Here is a 15124-nt window from a genome sequence, read left to right as displayed (position 1 = left end):
CCCGTGACGATTCGGGTGCTGATCGCCGACGACCAGGTCATGATCCGCGACGGGCTCGCGGCACTGCTGTCCTCCGATCCCGGGATCGAGGTGATCGGGCAGGCGGGCAACGGCCGCGAGGCGGTGGAGATGGCCCGCCGGCTCGATCCGGACGTGATCGTGATGGACATCCGGATGCCGGAGATGGACGGCCTCGCCGCCACCGCCGAGGTGATCGGCGACCCGGACCCCGACGCCGACCCCGCCGGTGCACGCCCGAAGGTGCTGGTGCTCACCACGTTCGACCTGGACGAGTACGTCTACGAGGCGCTCGGCGCGGGGGCCAGCGGGTTCCTGCTGAAGGACGCGTCGGCGGCCGACCTGGTGAACGGCGTGCGGGTCGTGGCGGGCGGCGACGCGCTGCTCGCCCCGTCCATCACCCGGCGGCTGATCGGCGACTTCGCGCGCCGGCGCCGCCACCAGCGGCCGAGCCCGAAGGCGACCGCGGGCCTGACCCCGCGCGAGCTGGACGTGCTGCGGCAGATCGCGCGGGGGCTGTCCAACGCCGAGATCGCCGCCGAGCTGGTGCTGGCCGAGCAGACGGTGAAGACGCATGTCGGGCATGTGCTGACCAAGCTCGGGCTGCGCGACCGCACCCAGGCCGTCGTCTACGCCTACGAGAACGGCCTCGTCGGCTGATCCGGACAGGCTGATCCGGACAGGCTGATCCGGACAGGCTGATCCGGACAGGCTGATCCGGGAGGGGCTCAGCGCGACGGGTCGAGGACGAGCTTGCCGGTGGTGCGGCGGGCCCGGAGGTCCTCGTGGGCCCGCCGGACGTCGGCGAGCCCGTACTCGCCGCCGCCGATCACGCGGAGCCGCCCGTCCGCGGCGAGGTCGAACAGCTCGCCGAGGGCACCGCGCATCACGTCGCCGGGGAGCTGGAAGACGTGCGCCAGCCACATGCCCGCGATCGTGGTGGAGTGCGCCATCAGCGTGGCCGGGCGGACGGGCGAGGGCTCCTTCCGCGACGCCATGCCGTAGAAGGCGAGGCGCCCGAACGGGGCGAGGGCGCGCAGGCTCTGGTCGGTGACCGTCCCGCCCGTCATCTCCAGGACGGTGTCGACGCGCCGGCCGCCGTTGGCGTCGATCAGCGCGTCCTTCAGGTCGGGTTCGTTCGCGTCGATCGCGACGTCCGCGCCGAGTTCGAGGGCGAGGTCGCGTTTGTCCTGCGACGAGGCGGTGGCGATGACCCGTCCGGCGCCCCACGCCTTGGCGAGCTGGACGGCGAGGGTCCCGACCCCGCCCGCGGCGGCGTGCACGACGACGGACTCGCCCGGCGCCAGATGGACGCTGCGGCGCAGCAGCAGCCACGCCGACGCACCCTGGACGATCATGCCGAGGGCGGTGACGTCGTCGATGTCGTCCGGGACGTCCCACGCGAGGGCCTCGGGCGCGGCGGCCTTCTCGGCGTAGCCGCCGGTGCCGACGAGCGCGACGACGCGGCGCCCGTCCGCGGTCGTCCCGACGACCTCCCCGCCCGGCACCATCGGCAGCGTGGACTCCGACAGGTAGCTGTTCTCGGCCTGGTGCGTGTCGGCGTAGTTGATCCCGGCCCGCGACACGTCGATGAGCAGGTGCCCCGGCCCGGCGGACGGGTCGGGCAGCTCGGTGACGTTCAGCACCTCGGGCCCGCCGAACTCGGTGATCTGGATCGCGCGCATGACTCTCCTGTGGGTGTGTCCGGCCCGTCGCCCTCCTGTGGGCGTCCCGGGCCCGTCGTGTCTCGGGCGGGCGCTCAGCGGGGGCCGGGGACGCCGCGGAACTTGAACGGCTCGGACGGGCGGCCCGGCACCACGTACCAGGCGTCACCGGTGCCGCCGGCGCCGAGGATGCGCATGAACGCCTCCACGACGTCGTCCACGTCCAGGATCGGGAAACCGGTGTCCTGGAGGTGCCCCTTCATCGGGGTGAGGATGTCGGTGTCGGCGAACGAGGGGCACAGCGCGTTCACCCGGATGCCCTCCTCCGCGAACGTGGGGCCGAGCGCGCGGACGAGACCGACCACGGCCGCCTTGTTGGCGCCGTAGACGGGGTCGAACGGCGTGGCGGTGAGCGCGGCCATGCTGGCGGTGGCGACGATGTCGCCGCCGCCGCGGGCGCGGAGCGCGGGCAGCGCGGCGTGCACTCCGAACACGACGCCGTCGAGGTTGATGCCCATGGCCCGCCGGTAAGCGGCGAGGTCGAAGTCGTCGCCCATGCCGCCTCCGCCGGCGACGCCGGCGTTGAGGAACGCCACGTCCAGCCCGCCGAACCGGTCCACCGCGGTCGCGACGGCCGCCTCGCTCTCGGCGGGCTCGCGCACGTCGCAGCGGACGAACGCGCCGTCCAGCTCCTTCGCGAGCGCGGTGCCGGCGTCCGCGTCGACGTCGGCGAGGACGATCCGCGCGCCGCCCCGGGCCAGCCGGCGCGCCACCGCGGCTCCGATGCCGTTGGATCCGCCCGTGATCAGCGCGACCTTGCCGGTACCGTCGAAGGCCGTGTCCGAGGCTGGCGTGTCCGAGGCTCCCGTGTCCGAGGCTGGCGTGTCCGAGGCTGGCATGGGACTCCCCTCACGAAGTAACTGACTCGTCAGTTACTCTAACGGAATGGACTTTGGTTTGAGCGAGCGGGCCCAGGAGTACCTCGGCCGCCTTCAGGAATTCATGGACGCCCACGTCTACCCGGCGGAGCCGGTCTACGAGGCCCAGCGGGCGGAGCTGCGCGCGGCGGGCCGCGAGCACCACCTCCCCCAGGTCGTCGAGGACCTCAAGGCCGAGGCCCGCAAGCGCGGCCTCTGGAACCTCTTCCTACCCGACAGCGAGGACCCGGCACACGGCCTCACCGTCACCGACTACGCCTCCCTCGCCGAGATCACGGGCCGCTCCCTGGAGCTCGCGCCCGAGGCCGTCAACTGCGCGGCCCCCGACACCGGCAACATGGAGGTACTGCACCTGTTCGGGACGCCCGAGCAGAAGGACAGGTGGCTCACCCCGCTGCTGAACGGCGAGATCCGCAGCGCGTTCGCCATGACGGAGCCGGATGTGGCCAGCTCCGACGCCCGCAACATCTCCACCCGCATCGAACGCGACGGGGACCACTACGTCATCAACGGCCGCAAGTGGTGGACCACCGGCGCCGCCGACCCGCGCTGCAAGATCATGGTCCTGATGGGCAAGACCGACCCGGACGGCCACCCGTACCGGCAGCAGTCGATGGTGCTGGTGCCGTTCGACACGCCCGGCGTGGAGGTCGTCCGGTCGCTGCCCGTGTTCGGCTACCAGGACCAGCACGGCCACTGCGAGATCACGTTCACCGACGTGCGCGTCCCGGTGGAGAACCTCATCGGCGAGGAGGGCGGCGGTTTCGCCATCGCCCAGGCCCGCCTCGGCCCCGGCCGCATCCACCACTGCATGCGCGCGATCGGCGCGGCCGAGCGGGCGCTGGAGCTGATGTGCGAGCGCGCCCTGTCCCGGGAGGCGTTCGGCGGGCCGCTGGCCAAGCAGGGCGTCGTCCGCCAGCAGATCGCCGAGTCGCGGATGGCGATCGAGCAGGCCCGGCTGCTCACCCTCAAGACCGCGTGGCTGATCGACAAGCAGGGCGTCCAGGCCGCCCGCTCCGAGGTCGCGGCGATCAAGGTGATCGCGCCGCGGGTCGCGCTGGACGTCGTCGACAAGGCGATCCAGATGCACGGCGGCGCCGGCGTCAGCGACGACACCCCGCTCGCCGCGATGTGGGCGGGCCTGCGCACCCTGCGGCTCGCCGACGGCCCCGACGAGGTCCACGTCCGCTCCGTCGCCCGCGCCGAGCTTGGCAAGTACAACACCGCATGACCGACGGGACGGGCGAGCGGGCACCGGGCGTGCGGCGGCGGATGCCGTACGCCCGGCGGCGCGAGCAGCTGCTGCAGGTGGCGCTGGAGGAGTTCGGCCGCCGCGGCTACCACCTGACCCAGATGGAGCACGTGGCCGCGGCGGCGCAGGTGTCCAAGGCGCTGCTGTACCAGCACTTCACCTCGAAGGAGGAGCTGTTCGCGGAGGTGACCGAGACGATCGTGGCCGAGCTGACCGCCCGGCTGAACGCGTCGGTGCTCGCCTCGCACGGCTCGGCGGACGGCATCCGGGCCATGATCCGGGTCCTGTTCGACTACGCCACCGCCGACCCTGACGCGTGGGCGCTGGTGATACGGCACCTCGACAAGCCCGACGACGTCGGGCTGGAGCTGCGGGAGCTCCGCGACCGCCTCGGGGGCGCGTTCGCCGACCTGCTGCTGCGCCGCCGCCGCGCCGACCCGGCCCTGTCCCCCGCCGCACTGGAGGTGAACGAGCGGCGCACGCGGCTGCTCGTCCCCCTGATGTACGGGTCGATGCTGTCGATGGTGTCGTGGTGGCTGGAGCATCCCGACACCCCGCGTGACCGCGCCGAGCAGATGGCCATGGAGTTCATCTGGCTCGGGCTCGACCGGCTGCGGACGGGCGAGCGGCTTCCCCGGGACGAGGGCGGGCACGGGCCCGGCGAGGACGGCGAAAGGCAGGGGGAGACCGAAAAGCCTGGGGTGAGCGAAAGGTCGGGGAAGTGAAGGCGTCGGGGAAGCGAAAGGCCGGGGACGGCGTGCGTCCCCGGCCCTGAGCGCGTGTCAGACCACGCCGGTGCAGGTTAGAGCGGCGAGACGCCCTCGGCCTGCGGGCCCTTCTGGCCCTGGGTGATCTCGAACGAGACGCGCTGGTTCTCGTCCAGGCTGCGGTAGCCGTTGGTGGCGATCGCCGAGTAGTGGACGAACACGTCCGGGCCGCCGCCGTCGGGCGCGATGAACCCGAAGCCCTTCTCGGAGTTGAACCACTTCACGGTGCCTTCGGCCATGGTCTTTCCCTTCGGGTACAACTCACCGGCCCGCCGGGCGGCGGACCGGGCTGCAAGCGGACTCATCTCACGTCCGCCGGTCACCCGGAGAAAACGCATTGAGACTGCCTGGTGCCCGGCCGGCCTGACCGGGCGCCATCGTGCAACGCCCCCGAACCTACCCGATGCCGGGCCACCCCATGCACCGACACACCTAAACAAGATCTTCGATGGCTTCGGCGGCGCGGTGGCAGTCGTGGTAGGTGCAGTACAGCGGGACGGGCGCGAGCCGGATGACGTCGGGTTCGCGGGCGTCGGCGACCACGCCGTACGCCTCGGCGAGCCGCCGGACCAGCCCGCCCGCGTCGTCCACCCGCAGCGACAGCTGGGCGCCGCGCGCCGCCGGGTCGGCCGGGGTGATGATCCGGGCGCCGGTCCCCGCGAGCCGGGACGCCAGGTAGCCGGTGAGCCGCTCGCTCTTGGCGCGCAGCGCGTCCATCCCGACCCGGTCGAAGATCTCCAGGGAGGCCAGGACCGGGGCGAGGGCCAGGATGGGCGGGTTGGACAGCTGCCACGCGTCGGCGGAGGAGGGCGGCGCGATGTCGGGTTCCATCCGGAACCGGACTGCCGGGTCGGTGCCCCACCAGCCCGACAGCTTCGGCACCGACGCGTCCCGGACGTGCCGCTCGTGGACGAAGCATCCGGCGACCGCGCCGGGACCGGCGTTCATGTACTTGTAGGTGCACCAGGCGGCGAAGTCGACGTCCCAGTCGTGCAGGCGCAGCGGAACGTTCCCGGTGGCGTGGGCGAGGTCCCAGCCGACGACCGCCCCGGCGGCGCGGCCCGCCTTGGTGATCGCGGCCATGTCCATGAGCTGGCCCGTCAGGTAGTTGACGCCGCCGAGCATGAGGAGCGCGACCGTCTCGCCTTCACGTTCGAGGAAAGCGAGGACGTCCTCGGTGCGCAGGTTGTCCTCGCCGGTGCGGGGCTTGAGCCGCGCGACCGTCACGGCCGGGTCGAGCCCGTGGTGGACGGCCTGGCTGGCGACCGCGTAGGAGTCGGACGGGAACGCCGAGTCCTCGATGGCGATGCGGGTGCGCGTCCCGGCGGGCCGGTAGAAGCTCGCCATCATCAGGTGCAGGTTGACCGTCAGCGAGTTCATCGCGACGACCTCGTGCGGCAGCGCGCCGACGAGGCGCGCCGCGGGTTCGCGGAGCAGCTCGTGGTAGTCCACCCAGGGGCGGCGGCCCTCCGTGTGGGCCTCGACGGCGAGCCGTGCCCAGTCGTCCAGTTCCTCGCGGAGGCGTGCGGCCACGCTCCTCGGCTGGAGGCCGAGGGAGTTCCCGGCGAAGTACGCCGCCTCGTCGAACGTCCCGCCGGGGGCGGGCGGGACGAGGAACTCGCCGCGCAGCGTCGGCAGCGGATCGTTCTCGTCAAGCCGCCGAGCCTCGTCTTCGGCCGTCACGGCGTCCTTCCTCGGTGTCGTCGTGCTCACTGGGTCGTCGTGCTCACTGGGTCGTCGTGCTCACTGGGTCGTCGTGCTCACTGGGTCGTCGTGCTCACTGGGTCGTCGTGCTCACTGGGTCGGTCCCGGCGACCGCCTGGGCCGCCGGCGCCTGGGCGGGGATCCGGGCCTGGGCGAAGAAGGCCCGCGCGTTGCCGCCGAGCAGCAGGGCGCGTTCGGCGTCGTCCAGCCCGGGGCAGGCCCGGATCGTCGCGCCCGGCTCCTCCTCCCCCAGCGGGAACGGGTAGTCGGTGCCGAGCATCACCCGCTCCGAGCCCATCACGTCGATGAGCAGCCGGAGCGCGCGCGGGTCGAACACGGCGGAGTCGACGTGGAACCGGTCGACGTACTCCGACGGCGGGCGCGGCGAGTCGGCGCGGACGATGTCGCGCCGGTGCCATGCGTTGTCGGCCCGCCCGAGCAGGAACGCGAAGCTTCCGCCGCCGTGGCAGAAGCACAGCCGCAGCGAAGCCGGGATCCGCTCGAACGCCCCGGACAGCATCAGCCCGAGGATGCTCAGCTGCGTCTCGGCGGGCATCCCGGACAGCCACGGCAGCATGTGGCCGCGCATCCGGTCCGCGCCGAGCATGTCCCACGGGTGCGCCAGGACCGGCAGCCCGACCCGGGCGCAGTGCGCGAGGAACGCGGTGATCCCGTCATCGTCGAGGTTGCGGTCGCCGACATGGTTGCCGATGTGCACACCGCGGTGCCCGGCCGCCGCCGCCCGCGTCGCGACCTCGCAGGCGAGCGCCGGGTCCTGCAGCGGGACCTGGCACAGCGGCAGCAGCCGGTCCGGCGCGTCCGCGCAGAACGCGAGGATGCGCTCGTTCACCAGGTCGCACCAGTCGGCGGCGCGGGACGGCTCGGCCGCGTACCCGAACATGAGCGGGGTGGACGACACCGCCTGGGCATCGACGCCCATGGCGTCCATGTCGGCCAGACGCCGGGCGGGCTCCCACAGGGCCTCCCCGACCGGCCTGTACTCCTCGTCCCCGCACATCATCATGCCGGTGCCGCCGCCGTCGACGCGCAGCCACGGCTCCCCCGCGCCGGCGAGCACGCGGCCCTCGGCGCGGGTGAGGCGCGGGAACACGTGGGCATGGACGTCGATGACGGTCACGGAGCCTCCATCGGGCGCGGTGTCCTCAGAACCGATTCGGCCGGCACGGGTCGGTCGCACACGGACTGGTCAAACACGGACTGGTCACGCACGGACTGGTCAAACATGGACTGGTCAAACACGGACTGGTCAAACACGGGTTGGTCAAACAGTCGGTCAAACACGGGGGGCCGTGGTCGGGGTCATGGTCTGCGGCCACCTCTTGCCCGGGTGGACGGCGCCGCAGTCCGGGCATTTGCGGTCGCCGTCGTAGAAGCCCTGGAACACGGACGGCAGGTCGTCCACGATCGAGCGGACCTGGAGTTCGGCGCGGTGGACGAGGTGGTGGCACTCGGTGCAGTACCACTCGAACGCCTCCTTCAGCCCCTCCGGCCTCGGGATCTCCACGACGAGCCCGATCGATCCGGCCTCGGGCCGCTGCGGGGAGTGCCGCACGTGCGCCGGCAGCAGGAAGACGTCGCCCTCGTTGATCTGCAGGTCTCGCGGCGGGCGCCCCTCCTCCTCCATGACGCGCAGCACCATGTTGCCCTTGAGCTGGTAGAAGAACTCCTCGGTGGGGTCGTCGTGGAAGTCGGTCCGCTGGTTGGGGCCGCCGACCACCATGATGATCAGGCCGGCCTCGTCGAACACCTGGACGTTGCCGACCGGCGGCTTGAGCAGGTCACGGTGATCGTCGATCCACGACTCGAAGTTGAACGGCGTTCCGAACGACAGCTGGGGCAGGGTCATGCTCCGGCCTCCTCACGGGCTTGTGCGCCTGTCGGGTGTGCGGTCCCTGGGAATGTGCGCCACGCACGAGATCTCGATGAGCAGGTGCGGGTGCGGGAGCTGGTGGACGGCGACCGTGGTGCGGGCCGGGCCCGTCTCGTCGAAGTACTCTCCGTAGACCTCGTTGTACCCACCGAAGTCGTTCATGCTGACCAGGTAGGTGGTGACGTTCACGATGTCGGGCAGCCCTCCCCCGGCCGCGTCGAGGAGGCCGCCGATGTTCTCGATGACGGCGCGGGTCTGCGCCCGGATGTCGAGGTCGGTGACGCCCATCGCGTCGGCGCTCGCCCCGGCGAACGTCCCGTCGGGACGGCGCGAGCTCGTCCCGGACACGAACACGAGGTCGCCGGCCCGCCTGACGTGCGGGAACCGCCCGCGCGGCGCGGCCTTGCCCTCGACGAGGAACGCGTCGCCCATCACGTCGTCACCTCCACTCCGCCGAGCCCGGCTCCGGTGACGCGGACGTGCGCGTCCTTCGGGAGCGGCACGGCCGCCGTCGCGGCGCCCGCCAGGACGATCCAGCCGGGTTCGAGCTTCATGCCCGCGCCGAGCGCGAGCCGCGCCGCCGCCCGCAGCGACCGCGCCGGGTCCCCGAGGATCGCGGCGGACGAGCCCGTCTGCACCGGACGCCCGTCGATCTCCATCAGCAGTCCCACGTTCGACACGTCGCGGGGCACGTGCCAGGCCCCGAACCCGAACCGCGACGCCGACGCGTTGTCGGCGATCACGTCCGGGAGCGTGAACTCGAAGCCCGTGTACCGCGAGTCGAGGACCTCGAACCCGACCGCGACGCCGGCGACGGCCGACTCGACCTCCGCGGCGGACCGGACCTCCCGCCCGATCAGGTAGGCGATCTCCGGCTCGATCCGCGGATGGATGAGCCGCGACACGTCCACGGACGACTCGGCGAGCATCCCGTCGGTGAGCAGGCCCCAGATGACGTCGTCCACGCCCATCTGCACCATCTTGGCGCGGCTGGTGAAGCCCATCTTCACCCCGGCGAGCCGCTCGCCCCTCCGGCGCCGCCGCTCGACCCCGGCGCGCTGCACCGCGTACGCGGCCGCCACGTCCAACGGCGTCGTGCGGGTCAGCTTCGGGATCGCCCGGACGTCCCGGGCCGCCTCGTCCAGCGTCGCCGCGAGCCCGTTCACGTCCACCATCACGCCCCCTCCTTGCCGGACTCCCTGCCGGACTCCCTGCCGGACTCCCTGCCGGGCTCTTTGCCGAACGCGACGCGGACATCGCCCAGGCCGTCGATGCGGGCTTCGAACACGTCGCCCTGAACGGCGGGGACCACGGGGCCGAGCGCACCGGTCAGCACGGTGTCGCCTGCGCGGAGGGGACGCCCGACGCGGGCGAGCGTGTCGGCGAGCCACAGCGCCGCGTTCAGCGGATGCCCGAGGCAGGCGGCGCCGTTGCCGGTGGAGACCTGCTCGCCGCGCCGCTCCATGACCATCCCGCACAGGCGCAGGTCCACGTCCTTGAGGAGGACGGGACGGTTGCCGAGCGCGTACATGCCGGACGAGGCGTTGTCGGCGACGGTGTCGGCGAGCGTGATGTCCCAGTCGCGGACCCGGCTGCCGACGACCTCGATGGCGGGCAGCGCGAACGCCGTCGCGCGGATCACGTCGGCGACGGTGTGCCGCTCGTGGGTCAGGTCGTGCTCCAGCACGAGCGCGACCTCGGCCTCGGCGCGCGGCTGCAGCACCGCACCGGCGGGGATCTCCTCCCCGTCGGGAACGGCCATGTCGGCGAACAGCATCCCGAAGTCGGGGCTGTCCACGCCGATCTGCGCCTGCACCGCCCGCGACGTCAGGCCGATCTTGCGGCCGGCGAGGCGGCGGCCCTCGCCCAGCCACCGCTCGGTCACCCTGTCCTGCACCGCGTAGGCGTCGTCCGCCGTCGTGATCAGATCGCGGACGGGCGCGCAGGGTGTCCCGGACGCGTACGCGCCGAGCAGCCGCCCGGCGGCGGCCTCGATGCTCGTCGAGCCGGCGCCAGACGGGCGGCGGGCCTCGGGGTTCGTCGAGCCGGCGGCCTCGGGGTTCGTTGGGTCGGTCACGGGACTCGCTTTCAGATCTGGATGCACACGTTGACGGGCTCGGAGAAGAAGTCCAAGGAGTACTCTCCCCCTTCACGCCCGATCCCGGACACTTTCACGCCGCCGAACGGGGTCCGGAGGTCGCGCAGGTTCCAGCAGTTCACCCAGACGATCCCCGTCTCGATTCGCGGTGCCACCCGGTGCGCCCTGGACAGGTCACGCGTCCACACCGTCGAGGCGAGCCCGTAAGGGCTGTCGTTGGCCAGCGCAAGGGCCTCGTCCTCGGTGTCGAACGGCGCGATGTGGCAGACCGGCCCGAAGATCTCCTCCCTCACCGTGCGGGCCGTCTCCGGAAGTCCGGTGAGGACGGTGGGCTCCACGTAGAAGCCGCCGTCCCTCTCGTCGCCGAACTCCGGTGCGCCGCCGCCCGCGACGACCGTGGCGCCCTCCTCGCGGGCGAGCCGGTAGTACGACAGGACCTTGTCGCGGTGCTCCGCCGAGATCATCGGCCCGTAGCCGTCGAGGGCACGCACGCGGTCGCGCAGCCTCTCGACGAACGCGCCGAAGACCGGCCGCTCGACGTAGACGCGCTCGGTGCACAGGCAGATCTGCCCGGAATGGGTGAACGACGACCGGACCGTCCCGTCCACGGCGGCGTCGAGGTCCGCGTCGGCGAAGACCAGCGCCGGGTTCTTGCCGCCCAGCTCGAACGACACGGGCGTGACGTGGTCGGCGGCATTGCGCATGATGGCGGCGCCGGTGGCCGACTCGCCGGTGAACGCGATCGCGTCCACGCCGGGATTCCCGGTGAGGAACTCGCCGGCCGCACCCGTGCCGTGCCCGTGCACCAGGTTGAACACACCCTCCGGAAGCCCGGCGTCGTCGATCACGTGGGCGAGCAGCGTCGCGGTCGACGGCGTCTCCTCGGACGGTTTGAGCACGACGGCGTTGCCGCACGCCAGCGCGGGAGCGATCTTCCAGGTCGACAGCAGCAGCGGAAGGTTCCACGGCGAGATGATCGCCACCACGCCCAGGGGCCGCCGCACCGTGTAGTTGAGCGCCTCGCCCACCCCGGAGCTCCATCCGGGGACCTGCGTCGTGTAGGCCCGTTCGGGACGCCCGTAGAGCAGGTCGGCGTACGCGCGGAAGTTGCCCACCGCCCTCGGGACGTCGACGGTCGACGCGAACTCCCGGGACCTGCCGGTGTCGGCGACCTCGGCGTCGACGAACTCCTCGAACCGGGCCTGGATCCCGTCGGCGACGGACCTCAGGGCGGCGACCCGTTCCCGGACGCCCATGGCCCCCCAGGGCCCCTTCAGCGCGGCCCGCGCCGCGTTCACGGCGTCGTCCACGACCTCCCTCGTGGCCTCCGGGACGGCGCCCAGCTCGGAGCCGTCGCCCGGGGCGATGAGCGGGAAGGACGTCCCGTCCGAACGGAAGACCCCGCCGACGTAGTGCTCAGCCTTCATCCGCCCCTCCCGGCATGGCCCGACGCCTCCGATCCTCCGCCCCGCAAGCTATGCCTGGCAAATACCAATCGACCGTGGAGGTATGACGAGATTGTGATAGTAAATGCCCATGCGCGCGATCGACCTGCTCAGCGGACGGCTGAAGCTCCGGCACCTCGTGCTCGTCGTCGCCATCGCCGACCAGGGCAGCATCCTGCGAGCGGCCGAGCACCTGCACCTGGCGCAGCCCGCCGTCACGCGCAGCCTGCGCGAGGTGGAGAACATCCTCGGCGTCGAACTGTTCACCCGCGGCCCGCGCGGCGCCACTCCGACGCTGTTCGGGGACGCGTTCATCGAACACGCCCGCGCCGTCCTCGCCGAACTGCGCCGCGCGGGCGAACGCATCACCGGCCTCGCGGACGGCGAGGTCGGCACCGTCACCATCGGCACGCTCCTCGCCGGCTCCAACGTCCTGCTGCCCCGCGCGATCGCCGCCTTGAAGGAGGACCGTCCCGGCATCACGGTGATCGTCCAGGAGGCCACGTTCGACGCGCAGGTTCCCCGCCTCCTCGACGGCGAGATCGACCTGATCCTCGGCCGCCTCAACCCGATCGACGACCTGCGCGGCCTCCGCCAGATCACCCTTTACGGCGAACCCGTCCAGCTGGTCGCCCGCCGCGACCATCCGGCCCGCCGCCGCCCGTCCCTGGGTCTCGCCGACCTGCTCGACTACCCGTGGGTGCTGCCCCTGGAGCAGACCGCGCTGCGCTCGGAACTGGAGCAGGTCTTCCGCGCGGAGGGCCTCGTCCTGCCGGGCAACCTGGTCGAGTGCACCTCCGTCCTGACCGTCCGCACCCTGGTCCGCGACACCGACATGATCGCCGCGCTGCCCGAACTGGTGGCCCGCACCGACACCGACATCACGCCGCTGCCCGTGCCGCTGGAGACCGTCCGCCGCCAGGTGGGCGTCACACTCCCCGCCGACCGCGCCCCGACCCCGTCCGCCCGTCTCATGCTCGACCACCTCCACCGCGAGGCGGCCGCACTCACCGCGTGATCAGATACTCACCGGCTGATCAGATGCTCACCGGCTGATCAGATCGAGCAGCGCCGCACCGACCCGCGACCCCGGGTCGGCCAGGTCGAGGACGACGTCGAAATGGTCGCGGCCGGGCACGACCATCAGCTCACCCGCGCCCCACGCCGGCTGGAACAGCCGCGACTGCTCCAGGAACCCTTCGCCGTCGTTCTCCGCGACCACGAAAACGGCCGGACACCGGTACGCCGCCGGCAGCAGCGCGGGGCTCAGCGCCGCCGCCCGCTCAAGGTCCAGCCGCACGGCCTCATTCACATAAACGCGGGTGATGGGACGGATGTCGAACAACCCGCTGATCGGCATCGCCGCCTTGACGACGTCTCCGGGGAGCCCGAGCGGCTCCTGCCACCCGCCGACCATCGTCATGCCGGTCAGGTGCCCGCCCGCCGAACTGCCGCCGACCACGATCCGCTCCGGATCAAGCCCGTGCTCACGACCGTGCCGGTACACCCACGCCACGGCCGCCCGCACCTGCCGGACGATCTCCTCCAGCGAAGCGTTGGGCGCCAGCGTGTAATCGGGCACGACGGTCGCCACGCCCTGCTCGGAAAGCGCTCGGGCCATGAAGGACGACACGTCCCGCGACAGCGCCATCCAGTAGCCGCCGTGCAGGAAGACGAACACGGGCCGCAGCCCCTCGCCGACGCCCCAGGCGTCCAGCCGCTCCCCGCTCGCCTCGTCGTAGACGATCCCGGGATGGCCGGAAAGCCCGTCGACGGCCTGCTCCGACTCGGCCCGGTACCGCGCCAGGTGCCGCGCGAAGAGCTCCTCCCCCGCCTTCCTCCGCACGTTGTAGGCGACGTCCAGTTCCTCGTCGCTGAGCGCGCTCCCCGGCCATTCGTCCACCATCACACCCCACTCCCGAGAAGCATCCCCGCCCACTACCGCGATCAGATGCCGATGCGTCCCGTCCCTATCACATGCCCGGTCACGCGTTCCGGGCTCGCTGCTCACTCAGGGGCGGCTCGGACGTCACCGCCGGTCTTCTCGAAGTAGGCGGCGCTCTCCGTGTCCGCCGGGTAGTACGACTCGATCGCGACCTCGTCCAGCGTGATGTCCATCGGGGTACCGAACGTGGTGATGGTCGAGAACAGCCGCAGCTCCCGTCCGTCGACGCGAAGGATCATCGAGATCACGACATCGGATTCGGCCGACCGGCTCGGCGCGTCGCCGGAATCGGGGCCGAGAAGTTCCTCGTAGAGCGCGGTGAGCTCTGCGTCGGGGGCGACGGCGAGCTGGCGCCTGATCCGGGAGCGGAACACCGCCCGCACGTCCGCCAGGTTGACGACCATGGGAGCGAACCCGCGCGGGTCCAGCCCCAGCCGGACCAGGTTGATCGGCGGCCGCAGCAGGCCGGGCTCGACGCCGGCGAGGAACGGCTCGACCGCACGGTTGATCATCACGATGTTCCATCGGCGGTCGAAGGCCAGCGCCGGATACGGCTCATGCGCGCGGAGCACCCTCGCGACCGCGTCCCGGGCCGCCGTCAGCGCCTCGTCCCCAAGCGGCCGCTCGGCGTACCGGGGTGCGAAGCCGGCCGCGAGCAGCAGCCGGTTGCGATCGCGCAAGGGCACATCGAGCTGGTCCGCGAGCCGCAGGACCATGTCGGCGCTCGGGTTGGACCTGCCCGTCTCGACCAGGCTGACGTGACGAGCCGAGACGTCGGCCGCGATCGCGAGATCGAGTTGGCTGAGCCGCCGGCGATGCCGCCATTGCCGCAAGAGCTCCCCGACCGTGTGCACGGTCATCGAGGGTACTCATCGTGGAGCCGGACGCCATGAAATGGGATTTCATCGACAACCCCAGCGACCGTGGAAACACTGCGTCCATGACCACCGACAAACCCATGAACACCGACAAGCCCGTGACCACCGACGAATCCCTGACCACGGACAACAAGAGCATCGTGCAACGGGCACTGGCGGAACTGATCGAGACGGGCAGCGTCGACCCGCTCGAACCGTTGCTGAGCGACGGCTTCGTCCATCACAGGCCGGACTCGACGTCCTCGACCAAGGCCGAATGGCTCGCCGCCGTGAACGCGGCACTCACGCCGCTGGCCGGTATGCAGGTCGAGGTCCACCACCTGCTGGCCGACGATGATCACGTCGTTCTGCACTCGCGGCGGCGACTCCCCGGCAGACCGGAAATCACGGTCGTCGACATCTGGCGGTTCGACGATGGCCTGATCGCCGAGTGCTGGGAGATCATCGAGCCGGCGGCCCACGCAGCCGCCAACCTGGCGTGGTGGGAGCCTGCCGAGCACTGACCGTTGAAATCGTGCGGGCGA

General features: G+C 71.8%; 17 protein-coding genes. 5 read left to right on the top strand and 12 right to left on the bottom strand.

The genetic code is table 11. The features are described from left to right. Positions 1 to 3: 3 nt before the first annotated feature. The gene (locus tag ACGFIS_RS31205) at positions 4 to 678 is read left to right on the top strand and encodes a response regulator (protein ID WP_392912963.1); all 675 of its coding nucleotides are present in this window, start codon (positions 4 to 6) and stop codon (positions 676 to 678) included. A gap of 68 nt (positions 679 to 746) precedes the next feature. Here the strand turns inward: ACGFIS_RS31205 and ACGFIS_RS31200 are convergent, their stop codons facing one another. Then, entirely contained in the window at positions 747 to 1703 is a 957-nt protein-coding gene (locus ACGFIS_RS31200; RefSeq protein ID WP_392912964.1) for a zinc-binding alcohol dehydrogenase family protein, read from the bottom strand. 74 nt (positions 1704 to 1777) lie between these two features. After that, complete coding sequence (locus tag ACGFIS_RS31195; protein ID WP_392973387.1) at positions 1778 to 2581, bottom strand: SDR family oxidoreductase; 804 nt, start codon at positions 2579 to 2581, stop codon at positions 1778 to 1780. A gap of 46 nt (positions 2582 to 2627) precedes the next feature. Between ACGFIS_RS31195 and ACGFIS_RS31190 the strand changes: the two genes are divergently transcribed. Continuing rightward, complete coding sequence (locus ACGFIS_RS31190) at positions 2628 to 3851, top strand: acyl-CoA dehydrogenase family protein (RefSeq protein WP_392912966.1); 1224 nt, start codon at positions 2628 to 2630, stop codon at positions 3849 to 3851. After that, on the top strand, positions 3848 to 4597 hold the full coding sequence (locus ACGFIS_RS31185; RefSeq protein ID WP_392912967.1) for a TetR/AcrR family transcriptional regulator: 750 nt from the start codon (positions 3848 to 3850) through the stop codon (positions 4595 to 4597). Before ACGFIS_RS31190 ends, ACGFIS_RS31185 begins: the two co-directional genes overlap by 4 nt. A gap of 77 nt (positions 4598 to 4674) precedes the next feature. Here ACGFIS_RS31185 and ACGFIS_RS31180 read toward each other — a convergent pair whose 3' ends face one another. The 8 genes from ACGFIS_RS31180 to ACGFIS_RS31145 all read right to left on the bottom strand — a co-directional run bounded on the left by ACGFIS_RS31180 (position 4675) and on the right by ACGFIS_RS31145 (position 11759). Further along, a complete protein-coding gene (locus tag ACGFIS_RS31180) occupies positions 4675 to 4878 on the bottom strand; it encodes a cold-shock protein (protein WP_131974991.1) in 204 nt (67 codons plus the stop codon). Positions 4879 to 5071: 193 nt separating this feature from the next. Further along, on the bottom strand, positions 5072 to 6322 hold the full coding sequence (gene kynU, locus ACGFIS_RS31175) for a kynureninase (RefSeq protein WP_392912968.1): 1251 nt from the start codon (positions 6320 to 6322) through the stop codon (positions 5072 to 5074). Positions 6323 to 6416: 94 nt separating this feature from the next. After that, positions 6417 to 7481 carry an amidohydrolase family protein gene (locus ACGFIS_RS31170; protein WP_392912970.1) on the bottom strand — a complete coding sequence of 355 codons (1065 nt, stop codon included), beginning with the start codon at positions 7479 to 7481 and terminating at the stop codon, positions 6417 to 6419. Positions 7482 to 7637: 156 nt separating this feature from the next. Then, complete coding sequence (locus tag ACGFIS_RS31165; RefSeq protein ID WP_392912971.1) at positions 7638 to 8210, bottom strand: 3-hydroxyanthranilate 3,4-dioxygenase; 573 nt, start codon at positions 8208 to 8210, stop codon at positions 7638 to 7640. 12 nt (positions 8211 to 8222) lie between these two features. Further along, positions 8223 to 8666 (bottom strand): RidA family protein, encoded by a 444-nt coding sequence (locus tag ACGFIS_RS31160; protein WP_392912972.1) that lies wholly within the window; start codon positions 8664 to 8666, stop codon positions 8223 to 8225. After that, on the bottom strand, positions 8666 to 9409 hold the full coding sequence (locus ACGFIS_RS31155) for a 2-keto-4-pentenoate hydratase (RefSeq protein ID WP_392912984.1): 744 nt from the start codon (positions 9407 to 9409) through the stop codon (positions 8666 to 8668). Before ACGFIS_RS31155 ends, ACGFIS_RS31160 begins: the two co-directional genes overlap by 1 nt. Beyond that, positions 9409 to 10311, bottom strand: coding sequence for a 2-keto-4-pentenoate hydratase (locus ACGFIS_RS31150; protein WP_392912973.1), 903 nt, complete (start codon positions 10309 to 10311; stop codon positions 9409 to 9411). Before ACGFIS_RS31150 ends, ACGFIS_RS31155 begins: the two co-directional genes overlap by 1 nt. Before the next feature lie 11 nt (positions 10312 to 10322). Beyond that, complete coding sequence (locus ACGFIS_RS31145) at positions 10323 to 11759, bottom strand: 2-hydroxymuconic semialdehyde dehydrogenase (RefSeq protein ID WP_392912974.1); 1437 nt, start codon at positions 11757 to 11759, stop codon at positions 10323 to 10325. Positions 11760 to 11868: 109 nt separating this feature from the next. On the opposite strand from ACGFIS_RS31145, the gene ACGFIS_RS31140 reads away from it, so the two are divergent. After that, a complete protein-coding gene (locus ACGFIS_RS31140; protein ID WP_392912976.1) occupies positions 11869 to 12795 on the top strand; it encodes a LysR substrate-binding domain-containing protein in 927 nt (308 codons plus the stop codon). A gap of 27 nt (positions 12796 to 12822) precedes the next feature. Here ACGFIS_RS31140 and ACGFIS_RS31135 read toward each other — a convergent pair whose 3' ends face one another. Both ACGFIS_RS31135 and ACGFIS_RS31130 read right to left on the bottom strand, forming a co-directional pair. Then, positions 12823 to 13683 carry an alpha/beta hydrolase gene (locus ACGFIS_RS31135; protein ID WP_392912985.1) on the bottom strand — a complete coding sequence of 287 codons (861 nt, stop codon included), beginning with the start codon at positions 13681 to 13683 and terminating at the stop codon, positions 12823 to 12825. Between the two features lie 101 nt (positions 13684 to 13784). Then, positions 13785 to 14582, bottom strand: coding sequence for a helix-turn-helix domain-containing protein (locus tag ACGFIS_RS31130; RefSeq protein WP_392912977.1), 798 nt, complete (start codon positions 14580 to 14582; stop codon positions 13785 to 13787). 14 nt (positions 14583 to 14596) lie between these two features. On the opposite strand from ACGFIS_RS31130, the gene ACGFIS_RS31125 reads away from it, so the two are divergent. Continuing rightward, positions 14597 to 15103: a nuclear transport factor 2 family protein gene (locus tag ACGFIS_RS31125; RefSeq protein ID WP_392973385.1), complete on the top strand. Its 507-nt coding sequence runs from the start codon at positions 14597 to 14599 to the stop codon at positions 15101 to 15103. Positions 15104 to 15124 lie beyond the last annotated feature (21 nt).

It is taken from the genome of Spirillospora sp. NPDC048824, assembly GCF_043198455.1.
Taxonomy (GTDB): Bacteria; Actinomycetota; Actinomycetes; order Streptosporangiales; family Streptosporangiaceae; genus Spirillospora.
This window is presented reverse-complemented; position numbering and strand designations above follow the sequence as displayed.

Coding starts and splice junctions, on each gene's coding strand:
- ACGFIS_RS31155 (WP_392912984.1), bottom strand. CDS start 9,409: ATGGTGGACGTGAACGGGCTCGCGGCGACGCTGGACGAGGCGGCCCGG.
- ACGFIS_RS31140 (WP_392912976.1), top strand. CDS start 11,869: ATGCGCGCGATCGACCTGCTCAGCGGACGGCTGAAGCTCCGGCACCTC.
- ACGFIS_RS31145 (WP_392912974.1), bottom strand. CDS start 11,759: ATGAAGGCTGAGCACTACGTCGGCGGGGTCTTCCGTTCGGACGGGACG.
- ACGFIS_RS31135 (WP_392912985.1), bottom strand. CDS start 13,683: ATGGTGGACGAATGGCCGGGGAGCGCGCTCAGCGACGAGGAACTGGAC.
- ACGFIS_RS31200 (WP_392912964.1), bottom strand. CDS start 1,703: ATGCGCGCGATCCAGATCACCGAGTTCGGCGGGCCCGAGGTGCTGAAC.
- ACGFIS_RS31185 (WP_392912967.1), top strand. CDS start 3,848: ATGACCGACGGGACGGGCGAGCGGGCACCGGGCGTGCGGCGGCGGATG.
- ACGFIS_RS31180 (WP_131974991.1), bottom strand. CDS start 4,878: ATGGCCGAAGGCACCGTGAAGTGGTTCAACTCCGAGAAGGGCTTCGGG.
- ACGFIS_RS31165 (WP_392912971.1), bottom strand. CDS start 8,210: ATGACCCTGCCCCAGCTGTCGTTCGGAACGCCGTTCAACTTCGAGTCG.
- ACGFIS_RS31195 (WP_392973387.1), bottom strand. CDS start 2,581: ATGCCAGCCTCGGACACGCCAGCCTCGGACACGGGAGCCTCGGACACG.
- ACGFIS_RS31130 (WP_392912977.1), bottom strand. CDS start 14,582: ATGACCGTGCACACGGTCGGGGAGCTCTTGCGGCAATGGCGGCATCGC.
- ACGFIS_RS31160 (WP_392912972.1), bottom strand. CDS start 8,666: ATGGGCGACGCGTTCCTCGTCGAGGGCAAGGCCGCGCCGCGCGGGCGG.
- ACGFIS_RS31190 (WP_392912966.1), top strand. CDS start 2,628: ATGGACTTTGGTTTGAGCGAGCGGGCCCAGGAGTACCTCGGCCGCCTT.